The organism is Bulleidia sp. zg-1006, from assembly GCF_016812035.1.
Classification (GTDB): domain Bacteria; phylum Bacillota_I; class Bacilli_A; order Erysipelotrichales; family Erysipelotrichaceae; genus Bulleidia.
This window is the reverse complement of sequence record NZ_CP069178.1, coordinates 1,091,171-1,113,422: the sequence shown is the minus strand read 5'-3', so window position 1 is coordinate 1,113,422 and position 22,252 is coordinate 1,091,171. Positions and strand designations below refer to the sequence as shown.

Below are 22,252 nucleotides of genomic sequence, written 5' to 3'. Positions count from 1 at the left end.
AGAAAAAGTCGCTCTTAAATGAGTGACTTAATTTTCATGGCTACGAATCCATTCTAAAAGATCTTCATAAGTATTTTTGACTGGAAGCGTTACCTAAGATGATGGTGTATAGTTCTTCTTGCGAATAACTTAGATTAATATTGTTGAGTGCAAGAAAAACGAGCATGATATGTGTGCCGGTACGCTTATTGCCATCTACAAAAGGGTGGTTTGAAGGAGTTCAAGTCATAAGCCTACTGCTTTTTGCATGATACTTGGAAATAAGGAAACGTTATCGAATACTTAAAGTGGAGCGTTTAGTGCTGAGTCAAGCATTCCCACATCACGAAGTCCATCTGTTCCATCGCTTCGTTAAAGTCAATGAGAAGGTATTTCGGACGGTTATTTTTTAGAATAATCACAGAGCCATTTTCTTCAACTTTTCTTGCGACTTTAGAGAAGTTTTGATTAGCCTCACTGATAGATACTAAATTATTTGTATTGATGTTCATCCTATCACCTACCTTTCTTTTGGAAGTTGTATAACACAAAATTAGGATAAATTCGACCTAAAATAAAAAAGCCTTTGAAATAAAGACTTTCCATAACTAACAAAGCGGAGAAGAAGGGATTTGAACCCTTGCACGCTTTCACGCCTGCTGGTTTTCGAAACCAGTCCCTTCAGCCTCTTGGGTACTTCTCCATAGCTATAAAATTATAGCATGAAGTTAAGAAAAGTCGAATTGGAATTTTTATTTCGATTTATACAAATGTAGAGATACAGTTGGTGTGAAATCAAGAAAAAAATATATAGAGAGAAGTCCTGTACAATGAAAGTGACAACCAAACAAAGAAAGGATTCTCTCTATGCCAATAAGTATAGCAAAAACACAACGGTATCTGCCACATACTTTGGAAACAAGATTTCACGCAGTTAAAACGTATCGCTCGGGATTTTCTGTGAAATTTGTTGTTCGTCGCCACAAGATCTAAAAAGCCTCACTTATGCGTTGGAATTTTCGTTTTGATGGAACAATGGACTCGCTAAGAAACCGTTCACATCGTCCAAAAACACTACATCCGAATGCCCACACGCAACAGGAAAAAACTTGGATAAAGAACGTCATCCATGCTCTCTTTTTCGTTTCCTTCGAAAACAGGGCTTCTATAAGGGAAAGCCGACGAAAAAGAAGGTCTATGTGCCCAAGCCTTACGATACACCGAGACACAACGTAGCATACAAAAGATTCTTTCTTACTTTTTTGGTCTCACATTATTTACAAATGTACAAAAGCGGAACTGTCAAAACTTACATCTTGGATAAGCTCATTACTTGGAAACTTGCAATCAAAATATGATGAGTATAAACAGACAAGACAAGATGAAATAGATAACAAGGCAGAACTCTTTAATCTCTATGAATACATTTCCATTTATCATGACTTGCAAGGAGAAAAGGCAAGAAAGTTAAATCCCTATGCAAGCAATAAGAAGATAGGAGCAGACCTAAGGTGGTTTTCAAAGGCAAGAATATATCTGAAAGACAATGACCTTAAAACCATAGCCAATTTGCAAGAAAAGATAAGCACACTTCAAGCAAAAAATAAGAATATCAATCAAGATATAAAGGCTAAAACAAAATGAATTGAAAATCTCAATAAGTGCTTTGCCTATGCGGACATCATCAAGGATAACAAACAAATCTTTGAGGAATGGAGCAGTAAATCATTATTCAAAGATAGCTTCTATAATTCTCATAAAGAACAGATAGACAAATACAAAAGAGCAAGGGCAATCATTGAGAAGATAACAGGCTTATCTGCTATTAAGTCTAAAGATTGGCAAAAGGAAATACAAATCCTTGAAGATGAAATTACAAAGTTAAACTATCAAGCTCAATCTATCAAAGGAGAATATGAAAGTATCAATCATATCAAGTATGCAGTTAAGACTGTAAATGATGATTATGGTATAGATTTATCCATTGAGATAGACAAGGCAATTAAGAGAGGAGAAAAGCCAAGCGTTATTGCACAGCTAAAGAAATACCAAGAGCAAGGGGCAAAATATGAGCAGAGAAAAGAAAAAGCAAAAGATTATTATAGGAATGAGGAAAGGTAGTGATTTTTTGAAGAAATAGGGTATAATATCAATAACAAAAGAGTAGCATTTAGGAAATTTGCTGATTTGACATTTCTAAAAATATTTGTTATACTCTCAGTAGATAGAGAGGGTGTCCCACTACCGTTAAAGGTGGAGCATTAAAGAAGGTGTCTCACTACCTATATCCCAAAGGTGAAGCATTAAAGCGAACAGAGAGGATAAAACCTCTCTGTTTTTTTAGGAGAAGGCAATGGCAGAAGCGATTAAATATGGATTTTATACTGTAAATCCTGATTATCTTGAATATCTAAATCAAATAGATTCAGAAGTTTATTACAACCCTTCGTATAGAAATAGTATTAAACCATTTGTTGGAATTATTGTTGGGATAGAAAACTATAATTATTTTATTCCAATATCTTCTGCAAAGGAAAAACACAAAAGATGGAAGAATGTTTCTGATGAGCATTTTTTGATTTATGAAGTAATTGACAATAACATTACTATAACTGGAGATATATACAAATATTACTCTGATGAAGAAAAAATGCACATATTATCTATATTGGATATTAAGAAAATGATACCTGTACCGACCGACTGCTATGAAAGAATTGAATTTGATGATCTTGAGGACATCAGATACAAAGACTTATTTGAAAAAGAATATGCTTTTTGCCTTAAGATAAAAACAAAGGTCTTGAAAAAGGTAGAAAAGTTATACCAAAAGCAAAAGGAAACAGGAATTATCAGAAGAGCAAATTGTAATTTTTCAGAGTTAGAAAGAGCAATGCTGGACTGGAAGTAAAAAAACTAAATTCTTTATGAATGATTGGAGAAGCGGAGTAATATCTGCTTCTCTTTCTTATAAGAGGAAGATTTATAAGCGTGATACAAGACAGTGGAAAGGTGTTTTTAGAGCATTACAGATAAAAGAGGCATTAAGATATGCCCAAGATAAAAACAAGCCTTAAAACGCCTTCCATTACTTAACATAACGCTGAAAACACATTTAGTAAAAAATTGGAAAAACAAACTATAAAGTTACAGTGCATTTCAGTGAAACCAGTGATGAAACAATTACAGATAAAATAAATAGACTTATTCAGAAAGAATGTGAAGATATGAGTTACAAAAAAGATAAATAAATTTCTTAACTACCCTTGACAAAAGCTATCAGAAGATACGCTCTTAAAGTCTATGGAGAATGCAGGAAATGAAGCCTTAGAAAAAGGTGTAGAAGTGAAATACCCTCATCTCAATTCGTCAGCAACTCATTCTTCGTGGGACGAAATGGACTAGGGCAGACCTAGGAAAGGACTTGGAACTCCGGCAACAAGGGCAGGGATTATTGAAAATTTAATTTTTAAAGGTTTTATTGGAAGAGATAAAAAGAATCTTATTGCCACACATAAAGGAATAAGCCTTGTAACGATTGTAGCGGATACTTTTAAATCAGCAGAAACAACCGCAAAGTGGGAAATGGAGTTATCGGATATTGCACAGGGAAAATCCTCAAAGGAAAAATTTTTAGAAGCGATGGAAAATGGGATAAAAGAAGTGGTTTTAACTTATAACAAGTAAGATGACACTAATTTCAAGCTGGAAAAATGCCCTAAAAATGCTACAATCTTTCGTAGGAAAAGTAGGTAGAAAGACAAACGAGTATGAAAGATACATTTATGGATACTGCAAAAGTTATGTCAAAGGGGCAAGTTACCATTCCAAAAAGGATAAGAGAACTTTTGGACTTACAAAATGGAGATTATGTTACTTTTATAGTCAATAAAGATAAAGTGCAAATTCAAAACTCCAAGACTTTCATTGAAGAAAATATGGATAAATAACATATTTATAGAGGTAAATAAATAATGAATAAAGATAAGATGGTATTGCAGAATACAGATGTGGTAAAAGATAATCATCAATTTGATGATATTGTTAAGATTATTGAAGGTGCAAAGGATCGTGCTTATAGAAGAGTCAATGAAGAACTGATTTTGATGTATCAGGAAGTGGGAAAGTATATAAGTGAGAAAAGTAAAGAAGCAAGTTATGGATCAAATTTTGTGGAAAATGTTGCTGACTTTTTCTCTGAAAATTATCCTGATTTAAAAGGGTTTACCCGTAGAGGACTTTACAGAATGAAGCAATTCTATGAGCTATACAAAGATGATGAAAAAGTGTCACCACCGGTGACACAATTGAGCTGGACTAATCACTTGAAAATAATGTCAGCTTCTAAAAGTCAAGAAGAGAGAAGATTTTATATTGAATTGGCAGTAAAAGAAAGATATTCAAAGCGTGAATTGGAAAGACAGATGGATAGTGGCTACTATGAACGCTATATGCTCTCAAATGGTAATAATTTGCCTGTTATACAAAGAGCAAAACAAGAAACACATAATCTATTTATGGATAGCTATGTGTTGGAATTTCTTGATGCACCAAAGATTGGAAGTGAAAGAGATTTTCAAAAATCAATTCTTGAAAATCTAAAGAATTTCATATTGGAAATTGATAAAGATTTCTCATTCATAGGAAATGAATACAGGGTACAGGTTGGTAATCATGATTACTATATAGATTTGTTATTCTATCATAGAGGGTTATCTTGCTTAGTTGCATTTGAACTAAAGATAGGGGAGTTTAAACCGGAATATATCGGAAAAATGAACCTGTATTTAGAAGCATTGGATAGAGAAGTAAAGAAACAAGCTGAAAATCCAAGTGCAGGAGTAATCCTTTGTGCTTCAAAAGATGATGAGGTAGTAGAATTTGCGTTAAGTAGGAGCCTTTCACCTACAATGGTATCTGAATATAGATTAAAATTGATAGATAAGAATTTGTTGCAACGAAAATTAAAAGAATATATAGATATTGCGGAAGAAACAAATGAATAAAATTATATTATTATGGGACAGAGGTATAGAAATTTCGATAATAGTAATAGTGAAAAACCACCATGAAATCTACTACTAAAATTACGATGAAAACCTGTTATTTGAGGAAGGGGACACATTCAGAGCGATTATTTCTCTGAAGAAGATAGCTGCGCAGAAGGTTGTGAGCGACAATGTCGTTCGCAATGTCTCTTAAGATGTCCCTCGAAGAAAATGAAAATATAATCAGAGTTCATGGTAGCACTACTCAAGAAACTACCAAAGAAAAAAGTAGTATCCAAGAACAAATAGTTCTTCTTATGAAAAGTAATCCAAGTATTACTGTGCAACAGATAGCCGTCCTCTCTTTTCATTTGTTGTGTGTTGACCACTACCGCAACTCCTATGACAGTATTATTTGTAATTCATCATGAAAAAATAATTAGCACTAAAATACATAAAAAACAAATGCTTGCTTCTAGTAAATAACAATAAATGAAAAAATTTTCTGAAAATTATTTCATATAAATGAAATGAATTTGAAAAAATATCGAGAAAATTCTTGCAAATGATAGACAAAAGAATGAAAAAAAATTACTATAATCAATGTGAGGCACAATAGCCTTAGGAGGGATTATGAAAACAGGTTTTAAAAAAGGCTTGGCTATTTTAGTTACTGCTACAACTCTTGTTGGTTGTAGTGGTGGAAAAGGTGGCACAGCTCTGACAACATCTGAAGATTTTAATTATGTGTATGCGACTGATCCGATAACTTTCGACTATACAGCATCACAACGAGGCGAGGATACAAAGCACTTAGTTAATTTTGTGGATGGTTTGGTTGAAAATGACCGCTATGGTAACTATGTAGGCGCTTTAGCTGAAAAGATTGAGCACAGTGCTGATTATAAGACATGGACATTTAAACTACGCAAAGGTGTTAAATGGTACACAAATGAACAAGAAGAATACGCTGAAACAACAGCCCATGACTTTGTGACCGGTTTACAGCATGCAATAGATGCGGATTCCGGTTCGAAGTTTTTAGTAAACAGATTAATTAAGAATCTTGCAGAATATGAACAAGGTAAAGTACCATTTAATCAAGTTGGTGTTAAGGCTTTAGATGATTATACAGTTCAATACGAACTTACTAAGCCGGTAACTTATTTTAATTCCTTAGCTTCTTATGCTATTCTTTATCCGGTCAATAAAAAATTCTTAGAATCCAAGGGAGAAGGCTGTAAGTTAGGTGCTTATAAGGCAACGAAGTGTAGCTTTGGTAAGACTGATCCAAGCTCTATTCTTTACAATGGCGCTTACTTCTTAACAAACTTCACAACGAAATCCAAGATTGAATACACCAAGAACCCTAACTACTGGGATAAAGATCATGTTTACATCAATAAAGTAAATTTAATTTATGATGATGGACAAGATAGTCACTCGGTTATGAATGGTTTTGAAAAGGGAAACTATGTTCAGGGCGGTATCTCCGGTGCATGGGATCCAAGTGAACAAAAATCTTACAAAGATAAATACGCCGGTAAGGTGACTTATGGTTTACCTGATACAACCACATTCAATTTGGCTTTCAACTTGAACCGTAAGGCTTATAAATATTCTAATAAAACAGAAGAACAAAAGAAGAATACGCAATTTGCACTTCGTAATGTAAACTTCCGTAAAGCTTTCCGTGCCGCTTTTGATCGTGTGGCTTTTGCGACACAAAGAACGGGTTCCGAAGACTTAGCTAAGAAGATGATTCGTAATACAATGACAAAGGGTGACTTTGTGAGTGTTAATAAGAAGACTTTTGCGGAAACGGTGGCCGCTAATGTGAAGGATAAGAACCAGATTCGTGGTGATTTCAACGATGGTAACGATGCTTTCTTCAATCCGAAAATGGTGCAAAAGTACATCGATGCCGCTAAGGCTGAAGGTGTTAAATTCCCTGTAACGTTGGACTTAGTGAATTATGATGCGGCTATTTTTAATGCCCAAGCCGCTTCCATGAAGGCTTCGATTGAAAAGAACTCAAATAAACAAATTTTAATTAACGTTCATTCCGAAAAGAACCAAAATAAGTATCTGGCTGTTACTTATGATGTTAACAATGCGAAGGACTTTGACTGGGATATTTCGACGGCTACAGGTTGGTCCCCGGACTATTTAGATCCTAAGTCTTACTTAAGCGTCTATTCGCCAAACAATGGAGATATGATTAAGACCGCAGGTATCAATTCTAAATCTAATTCTTCGTTCTATAACGATAGTGATAAGGTTGCCGCTGAAGCTGTTAAGTTGAGTGAGTATGAGTCCCTATTAGAAAAAGCGGATGCGATTTCTGATGATATGAATAAACGTTATGAAGCTTATGCGAAAGCGGAAGCTTGGCTAACCGATAATGCTTTAGAAATTCCAATATCTTGTACACCAATTGGTTATCGTGTTTCCAGAGTGAAGCCATTTACAGCAGCATACTCCGATGCTGGTCCGGGTGGCGAAAAGTACAAACACTGGGTTATCCAAAAGGAAATCGTGACAGCTGAAGAGTACAACAAGGCTAAAGAAGAATGGATGAATAAGCGTACTGCTAAATAAAAGTCGTTTGATAAGGGAGGTTCGTGAAAACTTCCCTTTTTCTATTTTTGTAAGATAAATGAAAAAGTTTTCATAAATTGTTTTGAAAAAAATGTCATAAATGACGTGAAAATGACTTAAGGTTATGATAAACTATAACAGATATAAGAAAGGGTGAGATTATGAGCCGTTATGTTATAGGAAGATTGATTCGCTCGGTATTCTCCATTGTTGCGGTTGTGATTATCGCACTAACACTGGTGTATACCCAAATCGATCGCTCGAAGATCTTCCAACAAGATCCAACATGGGTGAAGTTAAATGATGAAGATTCCAAAACCCGCTATATGAATAGCGTGTATCAACGTTTGGGTTATTTAGATTTCAAGGAACAAGGTGATATTTGTCGAGGTAAGGGAGATGGCTGTATGGTCACAAACTCGAAAGAAGCCAAAGTTGCGTTTGATGAATTAAAAAATAAGGGTTATACCGTTAAGACTTATCGTACAGGACTATACTATGCAACAAAGGAGTATAGTATTTTAGACTTGGTTAAAAATTGGTTTGGGCATTTAATTGAAGTGGATCATCCATGGCGTGTTTCGGATGATCAAAATCCGAATTTAGAAAGAAAATTTTATATTGAAAATGACTATAATGGCTTACCGGCCATTAAAGGATCGGGAACGGTTCATAAATATCTTCTTTATTTCGATGATAAATTCCCTTTCATTCATCAAAACTTTATTGGTTTGAACTTTGGGGTTTCTTATCCGACTTTTGGTGGTGTGGATGTCAAAGATGTATTGACGCAAACACAGGGCTCTAGTAAGCCATTACCAATTACTTTTGAAACAGGTAAGAAAGCCAATAGTGCTTTACAGTTGCATGCTTGTAAATATAAAGCAACGAGTACGATGGATGATTTAGATAAAGGTCGTTTCTTGGATAACTATGCGAATTGTGACAATTTACATGCGGATCCTTCTATGATTGCAACTTCCATGATGATGGGTATTATTGCCTTAATTATTACCTATCTCATTGGTATTCCGGCGGGTATGACTATGGCTTCGCATAAGGATAAATGGCAAGATAAATTAGGCACCGTTTATATCAATGTTATGTCGGCAGTACCATCTCTTGCCTTCATTTACTTTGTTCAATTCATTGGTTTGAAGATTGGTTTGCCAGATAAATTTCCAACTTTGGGTGCCCATAATATTCGTTCGTATATTATACCGGTCTTAATTTTAGGCTTGATGTCTACGGGTGGTATTATGATGTGGATGCGCAGATTTATGTTGGATCAGGCAAGTTCTGATTATGTTAAGTTCGCAAGAGCGAAGGGTTTATCGCAAAGAGAAATCTTCCGTAAACATATTTTACGCAATGCTTCAATTCCCCTAGTGAATGGTATTCCGGCTGCAGTTATTTTAACAATTTCCGGGGCGGTGATTACAGAAACTGTCTTTGCGATTCCGGGCATGGGTAAGATGCTGCCGGATGCGATTAAGGCATACAATAACCCAATGGTTATTGCGATTACCTTTATCTTGACAACATTATCGATTATCTCATTATTGTTAGGTGACTTATTGGTAACGGTTGTTGACCCTCGTATTCAATTAACCTCGAAAGGAGAAAGCCGATAATGAATGATGAATTATTTACATTTGTGGATATTGATTCAGAAGCATCCGAACATATTGCTAGTCCTCATTACTCTTATTGGAAATCAGTTTCCCGTAAATTCTTTTCTAGTAAGACTGCTATTTTCTTCTTAGTGTTGTCCTTAATTGTTATATTAATGGCAATTATTTATCCATCTATTTCAGGCTTTAATCCAGCGTTGAAGCCACATGTTAATGACTTTTCCAGACGTTTTATTAAACCGAATGCGACTTTCTGGTTTGGAACGGATACCGTTGGCGATTCCTTATTTGATTCCGTTTGGTTAGGAACAAGGACATCTTTAAACTTAGCGATTATTGCGACCATTATCACAAACGTTGTTGGTGTTGTGGTTGGTGCTTTTTGGGGATATTCCAAGAAATTAGATGTCTTCATGTTAGAGCTTTATAATGTTATTGCTAATGTTCCATTCACGTTAGTGGTTATGGTCTTGATGTATGTTATCGGGCAAGGTTTCTGGCAATTGATTTTTGCTTTAACCGTTACTTCTTGGTTAGGAACGGCGTACTCTATCCGTATTCAAGTTATGATGATTCGTGACCGTGAATACAACTTGGCTTCCCGCTGTTTAGGAACATCAACCCCAAAGATTATTCGTCATAATATTTTACCTTATTTGGTATCGGTTATTGTGACACAAGTTTCTCGTGATGTGCCAAACTATATTTCCTATGAGGTGTTCTTATCTTTCTTAGGCATTGGTTTAAGTGCAAACGACGTTTCTTTAGGACAATTGATTTCAAAATATTCGACTTTTATGACATCAGCAGCGTATCTATTCTGGATTCCTGTCTTCATGTCGGCGATTATTTCCGTATCGCTTTATATCGTTGGACAGACTTTAGCGGATGCTTCTGATCCAAGAACCCATATGTAAGGAGGGAAATCATGTCAGAGATGAAAATGAATTTAGACGCTTCTTTAGATAAAAATGGGAGTAAGGAAGCGGTCTTAAGTGCTCGGGATATTATCGTTAAGTTTCATGTTCGTGAACGTATCTTAACCGCCATTCGTAATGTTTCGATTGATTTATACGATGGTGAAACTTTAGCGATTGTGGGTGAATCCGGCTCCGGTAAGTCGGTTTTCACAAAGACGTTTACAGGTATGTTAGAAGCTAATGGTTTTATTCCTCAAGGACGCATTGTGTTTGAGGGAAAAAATCTATTGGATAATAAGAATGATAAGGAATGGGAAGCCATTCGTGGTAAAAAGATTGCGACTATTTTCCAAGATCCGATGACCTCTTTAAATCCTATTCGTTCCATTGGTTCCCAAATTACGGAAGTCATCATGAGGCACCAAGGTAAATCCATCAGTGAGGCGCGTGTTGAAGCGGTTAGCTTGATGAAGAAAGTTGGTATTAATAATGCCGAGAAACGCTTTGATGAATATCCTTTCCAATATTCCGGGGGGATGCGTCAGCGTATCGTTATTGCGATTGCCTTGGCTTGTCATCCCAAGATTTTAATCTGTGATGAGCCAACAACGGCTTTGGATGTTACAATTCAAGCTCAAATCATTAAATTGATTAAGGATTTATCGGCTGAATACCACTTCACAACAGTTTATATTACCCACGACTTAGGGGTGGTGGCGAATGTAGCGGATAAGGTTGCCGTTATGTATGCTGGTCAAATTGTGGAATATGGTACGGTAGAAGAAATCTTCTATGATCCAAAACATCCATATACGTGGGCATTATTAAGCTCTTTACCTCAGTTAGGGATTAAAGGTCAAGATTTATACGCCATTACCGGAACCCCTCCAAGTCTATTTGAAGAGATTAAAGGGGATGCCTTTGCGCCACGTAATCCATATGCGATGAAGATTGATTTTGAACAAGAACCACCCATGTTTGCGGTAACGAATACCCATTTGGCGAAGACTTGGTTAATGGATCCGCGAGCACCAAAGGTGGAAAAACCGGAAGCGATTCGCAACTTGCATGAACGTTTATTAAATACATTAGGAGAAGGAGGTATCTATCATGGCTAAGACAGATAAAGAAGTATTGATTTCAGCCAAGAATTTAGAAGTTACCTTTGGTTCTGGACATAATAAGTTTGTGGCGGTTAAGGATGTGAACTTTGATGTTTATCGAGGTGAAACCTTTTCGCTTGTGGGTGAATCGGGTTCCGGTAAGACAACCGTTGCCCGTGCTTTAATTCGTATTAATCCATTAAGCGATGGTGAAGTTATTTTTGAAGGTAAGAAAATTTCCGGTAAAATTTCAAAAGAATTGGATCGTGAAGTTGTTAAGAAAATCCAAATGGTTTTCCAAGATCCGGCCGCTTCTTTAAATGAAAGGGCAACGGTAGATTATATTGTTTCTGAAGGACTATCGAATTTCCATCTATACAAAGATGAGGAAGAACGTCGTAAGAAAGTGATCGATGCTCTTATGGAAGTGGGTCTTTTAGAGGAACATTTATCTCGTTATCCACATGAATTCTCAGGTGGTCAACGTCAACGTATTGGTATTGCACGTGCTATTATTATGGAACCGGAATTGTTAATAGCCGATGAGCCTATTTCAGCGTTGGATGTGTCCATTCGTGCCCAAGTTTTAAATTTATTGAAGAGGCTTCAAAAGGAAAGAAACTTAACAACCGTCTTTATTGCCCATGACTTATCGGTGGTTCGCTTTATCTCCGATCGTATTGGGGTTATTCATTTAGGTCGTATTGTTGAATTGGCGGAAACGAATGAATTGTTCCGTAATCCATTGCATCCATATACGCAATCATTACTGGCGGCTGTACCAATTCCCGATCCGCAAATTGAAAAGAACAAGATGGTTCCTTCTTATTCCATTGATGCCCACCATTATGATACGGATAAACCAAGTTTCCAAGAAATCAAGCCCGGTCATTTTATTTGGGCAAATGAAGCGGAAATGAAAGCGTATCGTAAGGAATTAAAATAAGACTTAAGCGAGCTTAAGTCTTTTCTTCCATCCAATCAATAAAAAATGGTTCTAGGAACCGGTATCAGTAAAATAAATGCAAGACTACACAAAGAACTAATACAACAAAAGAAGCGTAAAAAATGGTATTGGGAATATCTTTTCTTCTTTCGATGATATTTTCTCGGTAGGTTTTAAAATCATGGTGTTTGAGCTTTCGATAACTTAGAAAGGCATAATCCCCTTTAATCCAAGAAAGACGGAAAATTCCAATCGCAAAGTAAATGAAGCCAACCATGGCTAGGGTATTGATAAAATGCAGGAGTGTTTTTTGAAAGAAAAGGGAAATGAAAGCTACTAAAATAGCTAGACCAACCCAGATCCAAGTATTTAAGTTGCGATAGGCTTTTAACATGTTAGTGGTATTATAAAAGAAAAAAACAAGAATGAAAAGTGTATTCAGAAAGAAAAACTGATATAATTTGAAAAGAGATAAAAGAGGTATAGATATGGGTTTTGATAAATTAAAGAACTGGATTGCTCCAATTGATGAAGAAGACGAAGATGCTTTAGAAGTCAATACACAAGAAATGGAAACCATTTCGCCGGTGAGCAGTTATGAAACAACGAAGTCGAATATAAAGAAAGTAGCAGGTGATACGCAAGTGGTATTATTTGAACCCCGTGATTTTAGCCAAGCGGAAGAGGTTGGCAAACATTTGAAAGAACGTCGTGCAGCGGTTGTTAATTTACATAAGTTACCAAGGGATGCAGCGCAACGCATGATTGATTTCTTAACCGGTGTTGTTTATGCTGTGGATGGCTCTATTCAAAAAATTGGGCATAATGTGATTTTATGCACACCAAAGAATGTTCCGGTAGAAGGCGCTATCAATTTAAACAGTGATGAAGACTAGGGATTTTGATACCTTAGTAGCTCATTTGCGTGACTTACAGTTAAAAAGTGAATTATGGAATACTTGTATCTGTTCAAACTTTTTAGAGGAAGCTGAACAAACAAAGCTATTACCTTTATTTCCTGAGAGTAGTTGTCTTTATTACTTTGGTGGATACAAAGGTGCCATGAAGAAAAAAGTCATCTTCTCACCAATGGGAGAGGATGGCTTTTCTGATATTGTTTGCCTAAAAGCAAAGATTGACCAAAGATTTCGTAAGATTGGTCATAAGGATGTTTTAGGAGCACTGATGAGCTTACAAGTGGAAAGAAGTTCCTTTGGTGATTTCTGGATAGAAAACGATGCGATTTATCTTTACACAAGTGAAGACATGGTTTCCTTTTTTGAGCAACATCTCACGCAAGTGAATCAGTTGCGTATTCATTGGGAAAGACTAACGGATTATCCTGTTTATGAAAGAGCTTTTCGTGAGTTTGAAGTGATTGTGGCTAGTTATCGAATTGATGCGATGGTATCTGCATTGATGAAAACATCACGGGAAAAAGCGAAGCACCAAATTCAAGCCGGACAAGTATCGGTAAATCATGAAATGATTGAAGATGCCGGTAAATTGTGCCATAATGGGACTACGATTTCTATACGTGGCTGTGGAAGATTTCAATTTATTGAGATAATTCGGCGGACGAAAAGCGGTCGTCTGGTTGCGCATATGAAGCAATATATCTGAAAGGAGAATCCATGGTTCAGCGAGCAAGATTTCGAAAAACCAAAAATGGTTATGATCGTTTTGCGGTTGACGCAAAAATGGAAGAAATGGAAGCTAGTTTATCTGTGCTGACACGAAAATTGGAGTTGTACCAAAATAGTATGGTTGAACTTCAAATGGAGAATGATCGATTGCGTCAAGAATTAGCACTTCTACAAAATAAAAATCAAGAAGCGGAAGTTCAAGCCAACCAAATTAAGTCGTTAGCCCTCAATGAAGCAACGAAGATTATCAATACCGCTCATGAAAATGCGGACATGATGATTCAAGAAACGCTGGCGAATGCTCATTCTGTTCTAAGACAATTAACCGTTCTATACGAAGATGCGGGCATTGTGAAGAAGGAAATGAAAGAACAATTAGCGCAAATCAATAAGGAATTGGATGCGTTTAAGCTTCCTGATTTACCGGATCAAGAATGGCTAAAGTATTTTGAATAAGTGATTACGATGAACAGGACAAGCCAACTTGTCGGAAATATAGAGAGCCTTTGCTTGCTGGAAAAAGGCAAGAAGACAAGAAATGGATATCACCCGGGAGTAAACGTGATTCTGCGTTAAGGAAAAATGAAGGGTATGGTCTTTGACTATAAACTAAGGTGGTACCGCGTTTTATAACGTCCTTAGAAGATAAGGACGTTTTCTTTTGTAAAGGAGGTCACAATGGATTACAAAGAAACTCTAAATATGCCAAAAACAGATTTTGAAATGAGAGGAAATTTGGCGAAGAAGGAACCAGCTATTTTAAAGAATTGGGAAGATAAGAAGCATTATGAAAGTATCCTAAAGCAACATGAAGGACAGCCATCTTTTGTATTGCATGATGGTCCTCCTTATGCGAATGGTAACTTACACGCCGGAACAGCGATGAATCGTTCCATCAAGGATTTTATTGTGAGAAGTCATGCGATGCTTGGTTATTACACACCATTCTTTCCGGGTTGGGATACCCATGGTTTACCAATCGAAAATGCGATTCAGAAATTGGGTGTGGATCGTAAGTCAATTTCAGCCACTGAATTCCGTCGTAAGTGCGAAGAGTTTGCCCATGGTCAAATGGCAAGCCAAATGGAAACGGAAAAGCGTTTGGGACAAATTGCCGATTATGATCACCCATATATTAGCTTACAAAAAGAATTTGAAGGTCGCCAAATTCGCAGCTTTGCGAATATGGCTTTAAAGGGAATGATTTTCCAAGGCTTAAAGCCGGTGTATTGGTCGCCTTTTAATGAAACAGCCGTAGCGGATTCGGAAATTATCTATAAAGATGTCAAAGACACGACGATTTATTTGAAGTTTCCAATTGCGGATGGGAAAGGTGTTTTAGATGAAGAGGATAACTTCGTTATCTGGACAACAACCCCCTGGACCATTCCTTCTAATGAAGCCGTAGCGGTGCATCCTGATTTAGTGTATGCACAGGTATTAACCGATGCTGGTAAACTAGTGCTTTTAGAAAAGTTTGTTGAGAAATTATTAGCCAAATTTCAATTAGAAAATAAAGGTATTTTAAGAACCTTTAAAGGTCGTGAATTAGAAAATATTACCTATCATCATGTGGTCTTAGAGAAAGATTGTCCTTGTTTGTTAGGAAACCATGTGACCGATGAAGATGGTACAGGGGTTGTTCATACCGCAGGCGGTCATGGTTTGGATGACTATTTGGTTTGTCAAAAGTATGGTATTGCGCCAATTTGTTCGGTCAATGCACGTGGATACATGAATGAAGAAGCAGGTAAATATGAAGGCATGTTCTTTGAAGATTGCTCGAAGGCTATTCTTCATGATATGAATGAAAAAAAATTCTTATTGGCTGTAGAAAATATCACCCACTCGTATCCGCACGATGACCGTTTAAAGAAGAAAGTCATTTTTAGAGCTGTCAAGCAGTGGTTCTGTTCGATTGATAAAGTTCGCACACAAGCTTTAAAAGAAATTGATGAAGAAATTAAATGGCACAATTCCTTTGGTCAAAAGCGAATGCATAATATGATTGCTGACCGTGGAGATTGGTGTATTTCGCGTCAACGTCTATGGGGAGTTCCCATTCCCATCCTCTACAATGAAGATGGTAGTCCAATTATGGAAAAAGAAGTTTTTGAGCATATCGCTCATTTAGTAGATGAGTTTGGATCGAATATTTGGTTTGAAAAACAAGCACAAGATTTATTGCCGGAAGGATATACGAATCCAGCTTCACCAAATGGTTTGTTTAGTAAAGAAAAAGATATTATGGACGTTTGGTTTGACTCGGGTTCTTCTTGGAATGAACTAAGTGCACGTGGCTATGATTATCCATGTGACTTGTATTTTGAGGGTTCAGATCAATACCGCGGTTGGTTTAACTCATCCTTGATTGTTTCAACAGCTGTAAATGGTAGAGCCCCTTATAAAGAAGTGTTAAGCCATGGCTATGTGGTGGATTCAAAAGGTGAAAAGATGTCAAAATCACTTGGTAATGTTGTCAATCCATTGGATATTATTAAGGTGAATGGAGCCGACGTATTTCGTCTTTGGGCAATGACTTCCGACTTTAAAGAAGATTTGAAGTTAGGGGATAGTAATATCAAACAAACTTCTGAACAATATCGTAAAATTCGTAATACTTTCCGTTTCTTGTTAGGAAATATTTCGCGTGATGATTTTAATCCAAGCAAAGATTTAGTCGCTTTTGAGCAACTAGAAAAGGTTGATCAACAAGTTCTTGTGTTGCTAAATGATCTTGTGAAGCAAGTCCGTAAGGATGTCGAAGAATACAATTACTTAGCTGTGAATAAGGAATTAATGTATTTCATGGTGAATGTGCTTTCTTCTTATTATTGTGATTTCACAAAAGATATTCTGTATGTGTCCGCAAAAGAAGATAAACGCCGTCGCCAAGTTCAAACGGTATACTGGACTTGTGTGGATGCTTTAGTGAAGTTATGGGCACCATTCTTAGTCTATACGACGGAAGAAATTTGGATCCATTTCTCCCATTTAGGAAAAGAATCGGTTCATTATGAAGAATTCCCAAAGGTTCAAAATTATGGGCAAGAAATAGAATTACGAGAAGAAATCAATCGTTTATTCGATTTGCGTTCATTAGTCACCAAAGCAATTGAAGAAGCTCGTCATGAAAAAATAGTGGCTTCTTCACAAGAAGCGAAGCTTGTTTTAACTCTTAGCAAAGAAAACAAGAGCTTATTGGAAAGGAATTTAGGCTCTTCTTTAGCCCAATGGCTGATTGTCAGCCAAGTGGAATTGAATGTGGGAGAACAAAGGGTTGAAGTTCTAAAGGCAAGTGGTCAAAAATGCCCTCGTTGTTGGAATTATGATGAACAGGTGGATGAGAATGGTTTATGTCCCCGTTGTCATCAAGTGATGGAAACTTTTAAAATCATTCGATAGGATAAAATCGCTAGTGTTTCACTAGTGATTTTTCTTTATATAGACCATTAGTTTAATAGGTTTCTATGGTATGATAGTACTGCTGATAAGGGGGATAAATAATGAAAAAGTTTTTGTCAGTTATCTTGTTAGCTTTTACTTTGGTTTTGAGTGCTTGTTCACCAAAGTCTAGTTTAAGTTTTAAAGCCGGTACTTATACAGGTAGTGCTAAGGGCAGAAATGGTGATGTGGCAGTTGAAGTGACTTTAAGCGAAAAGAAGATTGAAACTGTTAAGATTACCAAGCAAGAAGAAACAAAGGAGATTGCATCGACTGCTTTGAAGAAGATTCCCGAAGAAATCGTGAAGAATCAATCTTTGGCTGTCGATAGTGTTTCGGGTGCTACTTTAACAAGTAAAGCTATTTTATCGGCTACGGAAGCGGCGATTAAGTCTTCCGGTGCTGATGTAAATGCTTTAAAGAAAGCTATTAAGAAGGAAAAAAAGAAAGAAGAAACATTAAACACGGATGTGGTCGTTGTTGGTGCCGGCGGGGCCGGGTTAACCGCCGCTATTACAGCGAAACAAGCCGGAAAGAACGTGGTTGTTTTAGAAAAGAAAGCCATTGCGGGTGGTAACAGTACTTTATCTACAGGTGGTATGAACGCAGCCAAAACAAAACTTCAAGATAAAAATAAGTTTGTTGAAGGTTCCGGTATTGAAAAGACATTGAAGAATGCTGAAAAGTATCCGGAATTAAAACCTTTGGCAGATAAAGTGAAAACACAATACACGGAATACAAAAAGAATCCAAGCGGTTATTTTGACTCTGTCGATTTATTCGTCTTAGATACTATGATTGGTGGTAAGAATTTGAATAATCGTACTTTAGTAGAAACATTGACTAAAAATAGTGCTTCAGCCATTGATTGGTTAAAAGAAAATGGGGCTGATTTATCGCAAGTTGGCTCTTTCGGTGGTGCTAGTGTTAAGAGAATCCATAAGCCGGTGAATGCGGAAGGTAAGACAATTGCGGTTGGTTCTTATTTAGTTCCAATTCTGCAAAAGAAAGCGGAAGAACTGGGTGTGAAGATTATTTATGAAGCGGCAGTAAAGGAAATATTAGTGAAGGATGGCAAGGCTGTTGGGGTTAAAGCGGATGGTTATACAGTCAATGCGAAATCGGTTGTTTTAACAACGGGAGGTTTTGCGGGTAACGCAGAAATGGTTGTAAAGTTAAAACCTGAATTAAAGAGTATGGCAACAACCAATACATCCGGTATCACAGGTGATGGTATTAAGATGGCAGAAGCCATTGGGGCTAATACAGTGGACATGAACCAAATTCAAATTCATCCAACGGTTGAATATGAATCAAAATCTTTGATTACAGAAGGTCTTCGTGGTGATGGAGCTATCTTAGTAAATTCAGAAGGTAAGCGTTTCTTTGATGAAGTTGGTACACGTGATGCGGTATCACAAGCTGAATTGAAGCAACCGGGCGGTTTTGCATGGTTGGTTGTGGATCAGGCTATGGTAGATAAATCCAGTGTTATTGCCGGCTATATCAAGAAAGGTTACACCAAGACCGGTAAGAGTGCAGAAGAATTAGCAAAAGTGATTGGTGCTGATGAAGTAAATTTAGCGAACACCTTAAAGACATGGAATGGTTATGTTGCCAATAAGAAGGATCCGGAATTCAATCGTACAAGTTTTACAAATCCTTTAAATAAAGCACCATACTATGCAATTAAAGTAAGCCCCGGTGTACACCACACAATGGGCGGTATCCAAATCAATGAAAAGGCTGAAGTATTGAATAAAGAAGGAAAAACCATTGCGAACTTATTCGCTGCCGGTGAAGTAACTGGTGGGGTGCATGGGGCTAACCGTTTAGGTGGTAATGCGGTAGCTGACTTCGTTATTTTCGGACGTATTGCCGGAACAAATGCAGCTAATAATGTTAAATAAGAATTGAAAAGTCAGTGAAAGCTGACTTTTTTAAATGGTATTGCCGGAATTGGAAGGTGAAGCGAAAGATTCTGACTACCAATGAAAATTGATACATTAGTGGCTGATTTTAATTTAATTGAAGATGGAAAGTTTGAACAGTTCACTACTAAGAATGAAGTACTTAAAAAGCCTCACTAGAGGCTGATTTTTTTAAATTGTTCCCAGGGGAGATAAGGTTTACCAAAGTGACCATAATTGGTGGTTTGGGTATAGATAGGTCTTTCAAGGTCTAATTCTTGAATCATATTTTTTACCGAGAAGTTAAAGTTTTTTTGTACAATAGCTTCTAGTTCTTTATCGCTGTAAGCAGATGTACCAAAGCTATTCACATTGATAGAAATAGGATTTGGTTCACCAATTGCATAGGACAATTCAATTTGGCATTTCTTAGCTAAACCATTTGCGACAAGATTGCGACAAACATAACGAGCATAATATGCGGCGCTACGGTCTACTTTCGTTGGATCTTTGGATGAGAAACAACCACCGCCAATTGGCGCATAACCACCATAAGTATCCACAACAATCTTTCGACCCGTCGTTCCTGAATCTCCCCAAGAGCCCCCGACAACAAAGGAACCGGATGGGTTGATTAAGAATTTCGTATTTTCATCTATCAATTCAGGTTTGACAACAGGAACAATAACTTGCTCATGAATAAGTTTTTTCAATTCTTCTTGACAGATGCTTTGGCTATGTTGGCTTGAAATAACAATAGTTTCAATTCGCTTTAACTCACCATCTTCATACTCAACAGTTACCTGCGTTTTCCCATCCGGACCTAGTAAAGTTGGATTTTCTCGACGAACTTGTTCGAGACGTTTCGCTAACATATGGGCACAATCAATCGCAAAAGGCATATAAGATTTCGTTTCATCCGACGCAAAGCCAAACATAATGCCTTGGTCACCGGCACTATATTCCTCATGATTAACAGCGGAGTTAATTTCTGCGGATTGTTTATTAACTTTTAAAATCACATGGTATTCCTCCGGATAACCAATGTCTTTTAAGACTTTCTTGGCAATGCCTTCATAATCAATCTTTGCGCCGGTGAAAGCTTCTCCATAAACAAAGATGGTATCGTCTTTGATGGTCGCTTCCACAGCCATGTGGGATTTGGGATCTTGTGCTAAAGCCGCATCAAGAATAGAGTCCGCAATTAAATCACAGATTTTATCCGAATGTCCAGAAGTAACCGATTCAGATGTAAAATAATATTTTGCCACAATAAAAAGCTCCTTTCCTATGTCTTATACGAGTAGTGGAAGAGCTTCCGGGGATTTCTCCTTCTTCATCGTTGTCAGCTGTACCACCTTGCGTTTGCAGGTTGGCATGAGTTCCTAGAACTGACTCTCTCCCTCATTCTTGATAAAAGACCTTCACTTTATAGCATGCAAAAAAAGGACTGTCAAATAAAGTGTTCTACGCTATAATAAGCAAGAAGGAGTGCTTATGAATTGGAAAAATATAAAACCGGAAACACGAGAACAGATTTTATCGCTAACGATTTCGGGAATGATATTGATAGTATTTTATTTTGCGATTAGATATATTCCCTTTGTGATGCAATTATGGTCAAGTGCCATTCGCGCTTTAATGCCATTTGTGTTTGGCTTTATATTCGCTTTCTTATTAAATCCAATTCGCAAGATTATCGAATATAATGTGCTAAAACCGATGGGTTGGACAGAACGAATGAAAAGAATGGTCGCCAGTTTCATTTCTATCATCATCTTTTTATTGATACTGATAGGTTTCTTCTCTATCTTAATTCCTCAACTATACGCTAGTGTACAGACCTTCTCCAATGCCTTTCCGGGATATATGCAGTCAGGGTATCGTTATTTAGAAAGTTTACCAATCAATTTGAATGAGGTTTGGAATTATCTTAACGCTACCTTACAAACTTTCTTAGCATCTCTGCAAAAATGGTTAACCCTAAATACGGCTGGAGGAATTAGTCAGTTATACTATTCAGCCGTTTCTTTTGCACGGGGTATATTAGATTTCCTTATTGGTATTATCATAGCGTTCTATATACTTTTGGATGAAGAAAAGTTGAAATCGCAATTACGAAAAGTTGTTTTTTCCCTTGTTCCTTTTCCAAGAGCAACCAGCTTTTTCAGTGTTTGTCGTATGGTGATTGATACCTTCAATAACTTTATTGCCGGTAAGGCTTTGGATTCTTTGATTATTGGTATTGTTTGTTACGTGGGCTGTTTGCTATTAAGAATTCCATACGCACCACTAGTATCAGTCATTATCGGTGTGACGAATATGATACCTGTTTTTGGACCATTTATTGGTGGCATCCCATTAACGATTATGATTATCTTAATTAATCCATGGCGTGGCTTAACATTGGGGCTATTCATCTTTATTTTACAACAGGTGGACGGCAATATCATTGGTCCAAGAATTCTTGGCTCGGCAGTTGGTTTACCATCTATTTGGGTGATGTTTTCCATTATTGCAGGGGGTGCTATGTTCGGCATCGTCGGCATGATTATTGGTGTTCCTTTATTCTCGGTGATTTATGTTTTGTTACGTAATAAAACAACGGAACGCTTGAAAGAGAAAAAAATCCACTTAAAATGAAGTGAATCTCCTTTATTGGTTTGTCCAACTTTTGGGCTTCACTTAAAAAGACCAGTCTTTTTAGTAATATGGAGTGAATTGACTATAAGGATTCGCTTCTAACATTTTAACGTCTTTGACTTCAGGAACTTCATCCATTAAGATGGCTTTAATTCCATCATTCAGTGTTACATCGATGATACCGCAACCTTGGCAAGCACCGGTCATCGATACAATAACAACACCATCATCAAAGCCAACCAATTCACAATCACCACCATCCGCTTGGATGTAGGGTCTAATCTTATCTAATGTGTGTTGGATTCTTCCTAAAAGTTCCTTTCTTTCAGGATGAATCGCAATTTTATCAATAACATCGGGCATACGTTATTTTTTCTCCTCTTTATACCTATATCCTACTATTAAGTTTTTTTAACTGTCCACTGAAGTGATTAAGGA

At 36.9% G+C, this 22,252-nt stretch carries 19 protein-coding genes, 1 tRNA gene, 4 pseudogenes and 1 riboswitch; of the genes and pseudogenes, 18 read left to right on the top strand and 6 right to left on the bottom strand.

Annotated elements, in window-relative coordinates:
* Positions 1-64 precede the first annotated feature (64 nt).
* The 3 genes and pseudogenes from JOS54_RS08010 to JOS54_RS05605 form a co-directional block, all read right to left on the bottom strand.
* Positions 65-211 (bottom strand): annotated as a pseudogene (locus tag JOS54_RS08010) (type II toxin-antitoxin system death-on-curing family toxin); the annotation flags it as partial.
* A gap of 85 nt (positions 212-296) precedes the next feature.
* Positions 297-491, bottom strand: a complete 195-nt coding sequence (locus JOS54_RS05610; protein WP_203244638.1) for a type II toxin-antitoxin system Phd/YefM family antitoxin — start codon at positions 489-491, stop codon at positions 297-299.
* A gap of 105 nt (positions 492-596) precedes the next feature.
* A tRNA-Ser gene (locus JOS54_RS05605) sits at positions 597-682 on the bottom strand.
* A 164-nt stretch (positions 683-846) separates the two neighbouring features.
* Between JOS54_RS05605 and JOS54_RS05600 the strand changes: the two are divergent.
* The 12 genes and pseudogenes from JOS54_RS05600 to JOS54_RS05545 all read left to right on the top strand — a co-directional run.
* A pseudogene (locus tag JOS54_RS05600) lies at positions 847-1,202 on the top strand (IS481 family transposase); the annotation flags it as partial.
* 67 nt (positions 1,203-1,269) lie between these two features.
* Positions 1,270-2,100: pseudogene (locus JOS54_RS08005) on the top strand (MobA/MobL protein); the annotation flags it as partial.
* Between the two features lie 232 nt (positions 2,101-2,332).
* A complete protein-coding gene (locus tag JOS54_RS05590; RefSeq protein WP_203244636.1) occupies positions 2,333-2,890 on the top strand; it encodes a type III toxin-antitoxin system ToxN/AbiQ family toxin in 558 nt (185 codons plus the stop codon).
* A gap of 214 nt (positions 2,891-3,104) precedes the next feature.
* On the top strand, positions 3,105-3,230 hold the full coding sequence (locus JOS54_RS07935; RefSeq protein WP_203245789.1) for a transposon-encoded TnpW family protein: 126 nt from the start codon (positions 3,105-3,107) through the stop codon (positions 3,228-3,230).
* A gap of 28 nt (positions 3,231-3,258) precedes the next feature.
* Positions 3,259-3,666, top strand: a pseudogene (locus JOS54_RS05580) (DNA topoisomerase); the annotation flags it as partial.
* Positions 3,667-3,749: 83 nt separating this feature from the next.
* Positions 3,750-3,929 (top strand): AbrB/MazE/SpoVT family DNA-binding domain-containing protein, encoded by a 180-nt coding sequence (locus JOS54_RS05575; protein WP_203244635.1) that lies wholly within the window; start codon positions 3,750-3,752, stop codon positions 3,927-3,929.
* 24 nt (positions 3,930-3,953) lie between these two features.
* Positions 3,954-4,985, top strand: a complete 1,032-nt coding sequence (locus JOS54_RS05570; protein ID WP_203244634.1) for a YhcG family protein — start codon at positions 3,954-3,956, stop codon at positions 4,983-4,985.
* A gap of 615 nt (positions 4,986-5,600) precedes the next feature.
* Positions 5,601-7,568: a peptide ABC transporter substrate-binding protein gene (locus JOS54_RS05565; protein WP_203244633.1), complete on the top strand. Its 1,968-nt coding sequence runs from the start codon at positions 5,601-5,603 to the stop codon at positions 7,566-7,568.
* A gap of 161 nt (positions 7,569-7,729) precedes the next feature.
* On the top strand, positions 7,730-9,202 hold the full coding sequence (locus JOS54_RS05560; RefSeq protein ID WP_203244632.1) for an ABC transporter permease: 1,473 nt from the start codon (positions 7,730-7,732) through the stop codon (positions 9,200-9,202).
* Positions 9,202-10,119: an oligopeptide ABC transporter permease OppC gene (gene oppC, locus JOS54_RS05555; protein ID WP_203244631.1), complete on the top strand. Its 918-nt coding sequence runs from the start codon at positions 9,202-9,204 to the stop codon at positions 10,117-10,119. Before JOS54_RS05560 ends, oppC begins: the two co-directional genes overlap by 1 nt.
* Positions 10,120-10,130: 11 nt before the next feature.
* A complete protein-coding gene (locus JOS54_RS05550; RefSeq protein ID WP_203244630.1) occupies positions 10,131-11,240 on the top strand; it encodes an ABC transporter ATP-binding protein in 1,110 nt (369 codons plus the stop codon).
* Positions 11,233-12,171, top strand: a complete 939-nt coding sequence (locus tag JOS54_RS05545; protein WP_203244629.1) for an ATP-binding cassette domain-containing protein — start codon at positions 11,233-11,235, stop codon at positions 12,169-12,171. The genes JOS54_RS05550 and JOS54_RS05545 overlap by 8 nt, the downstream gene beginning before the upstream one ends.
* Positions 12,172-12,235: 64 nt before the next feature.
* Here the strand turns inward: JOS54_RS05545 and JOS54_RS05540 are convergent, their stop codons facing one another.
* Entirely contained in the window at positions 12,236-12,565 is a 330-nt protein-coding gene (locus JOS54_RS05540) for a hypothetical protein (protein WP_203244628.1), read from the bottom strand.
* Between the two features lie 94 nt (positions 12,566-12,659).
* Here JOS54_RS05540 and JOS54_RS05535 point away from each other — a divergent pair, with 94 nt between their 5' ends.
* The 5 genes from JOS54_RS05535 to JOS54_RS05515 all read left to right on the top strand — a co-directional run bounded on the left by JOS54_RS05535 (position 12,660) and on the right by JOS54_RS05515 (position 19,171).
* Complete coding sequence (locus tag JOS54_RS05535) at positions 12,660-13,067, top strand: cell division protein SepF (protein WP_203244627.1); 408 nt, start codon at positions 12,660-12,662, stop codon at positions 13,065-13,067.
* Positions 13,057-13,794: a YlmH/Sll1252 family protein gene (locus tag JOS54_RS05530; protein ID WP_238928384.1), complete on the top strand. Its 738-nt coding sequence runs from the start codon at positions 13,057-13,059 to the stop codon at positions 13,792-13,794. Before JOS54_RS05535 ends, JOS54_RS05530 begins: the two co-directional genes overlap by 11 nt.
* 11 nt (positions 13,795-13,805) lie before the next feature.
* On the top strand, positions 13,806-14,273 hold the full coding sequence (locus JOS54_RS05525) for a hypothetical protein (RefSeq protein ID WP_203244625.1): 468 nt from the start codon (positions 13,806-13,808) through the stop codon (positions 14,271-14,273).
* 222 nt (positions 14,274-14,495) lie between these two features.
* The gene (gene ileS / locus JOS54_RS05520; RefSeq protein ID WP_203244624.1) at positions 14,496-17,222 is read left to right on the top strand and encodes an isoleucine--tRNA ligase; all 2,727 of its coding nucleotides are present in this window, start codon (positions 14,496-14,498) and stop codon (positions 17,220-17,222) included.
* A gap of 101 nt (positions 17,223-17,323) precedes the next feature.
* Complete coding sequence (locus JOS54_RS05515; RefSeq protein ID WP_203244623.1) at positions 17,324-19,171, top strand: flavocytochrome c; 1,848 nt, start codon at positions 17,324-17,326, stop codon at positions 19,169-19,171.
* Positions 19,172-19,347: 176 nt separating this feature from the next.
* Here the strand turns inward: JOS54_RS05515 and metK are convergent, their stop codons facing one another.
* On the bottom strand, positions 19,348-20,442 hold the full coding sequence (gene metK / locus JOS54_RS05510; RefSeq protein WP_203244622.1) for a methionine adenosyltransferase: 1,095 nt from the start codon (positions 20,440-20,442) through the stop codon (positions 19,348-19,350).
* 62 nt (positions 20,443-20,504) lie between these two features.
* A riboswitch (SAM riboswitch) is annotated at positions 20,505-20,591 on the bottom strand.
* Positions 20,592-20,668: 77 nt separating this feature from the next.
* On the opposite strand from metK, the gene JOS54_RS05505 reads away from it, so the two are divergent.
* Entirely contained in the window at positions 20,669-21,814 is a 1,146-nt protein-coding gene (locus JOS54_RS05505; protein WP_203244621.1) for an AI-2E family transporter, read from the top strand.
* Between the two features lie 60 nt (positions 21,815-21,874).
* Here the strand turns inward: JOS54_RS05505 and JOS54_RS05500 are convergent, their stop codons facing one another.
* The gene (locus JOS54_RS05500) at positions 21,875-22,177 is read right to left on the bottom strand and encodes a NifU family protein (protein ID WP_203244620.1); all 303 of its coding nucleotides are present in this window, start codon (positions 22,175-22,177) and stop codon (positions 21,875-21,877) included.
* Between the last annotated feature and the right edge of the window lie 75 nt (positions 22,178-22,252).

Excerpts from the sequence above, each read along its gene's own strand:
- JOS54_RS05610 (WP_203244638.1), bottom strand. The coding sequence starts at position 491 with ATGAACATCAATACAAATAATTTAGTATCTATCAGTGAGGCTAATCAA.
- JOS54_RS05590 (WP_203244636.1), top strand. The coding sequence starts at position 2,333 with ATGGCAGAAGCGATTAAATATGGATTTTATACTGTAAATCCTGATTAT.
- JOS54_RS05575 (WP_203244635.1), top strand. The coding sequence starts at position 3,750 with ATGAAAGATACATTTATGGATACTGCAAAAGTTATGTCAAAGGGGCAA.
- JOS54_RS05570 (WP_203244634.1), top strand. The coding sequence starts at position 3,954 with ATGAATAAAGATAAGATGGTATTGCAGAATACAGATGTGGTAAAAGAT.
- JOS54_RS05565 (WP_203244633.1), top strand. The coding sequence starts at position 5,601 with ATGAAAACAGGTTTTAAAAAAGGCTTGGCTATTTTAGTTACTGCTACA.
- JOS54_RS05560 (WP_203244632.1), top strand. The coding sequence starts at position 7,730 with ATGAGCCGTTATGTTATAGGAAGATTGATTCGCTCGGTATTCTCCATT.
- oppC (WP_203244631.1), top strand. The coding sequence starts at position 9,202 with ATGAATGATGAATTATTTACATTTGTGGATATTGATTCAGAAGCATCC.
- JOS54_RS05550 (WP_203244630.1), top strand. The coding sequence starts at position 10,131 with ATGTCAGAGATGAAAATGAATTTAGACGCTTCTTTAGATAAAAATGGG.
- JOS54_RS05545 (WP_203244629.1), top strand. The coding sequence starts at position 11,233 with ATGGCTAAGACAGATAAAGAAGTATTGATTTCAGCCAAGAATTTAGAA.
- JOS54_RS05540 (WP_203244628.1), bottom strand. The coding sequence starts at position 12,565 with ATGTTAAAAGCCTATCGCAACTTAAATACTTGGATCTGGGTTGGTCTA.
- JOS54_RS05535 (WP_203244627.1), top strand. The coding sequence starts at position 12,660 with ATGGGTTTTGATAAATTAAAGAACTGGATTGCTCCAATTGATGAAGAA.
- JOS54_RS05530 (WP_238928384.1), top strand. The coding sequence starts at position 13,057 with ATGAAGACTAGGGATTTTGATACCTTAGTAGCTCATTTGCGTGACTTA.
- JOS54_RS05525 (WP_203244625.1), top strand. The coding sequence starts at position 13,806 with ATGGTTCAGCGAGCAAGATTTCGAAAAACCAAAAATGGTTATGATCGT.
- ileS (WP_203244624.1), top strand. The coding sequence starts at position 14,496 with ATGGATTACAAAGAAACTCTAAATATGCCAAAAACAGATTTTGAAATG.
- JOS54_RS05515 (WP_203244623.1), top strand. The coding sequence starts at position 17,324 with ATGAAAAAGTTTTTGTCAGTTATCTTGTTAGCTTTTACTTTGGTTTTG.
- JOS54_RS05505 (WP_203244621.1), top strand. The coding sequence starts at position 20,669 with ATGAATTGGAAAAATATAAAACCGGAAACACGAGAACAGATTTTATCG.
- JOS54_RS05500 (WP_203244620.1), bottom strand. The coding sequence starts at position 22,177 with ATGCCCGATGTTATTGATAAAATTGCGATTCATCCTGAAAGAAAGGAA.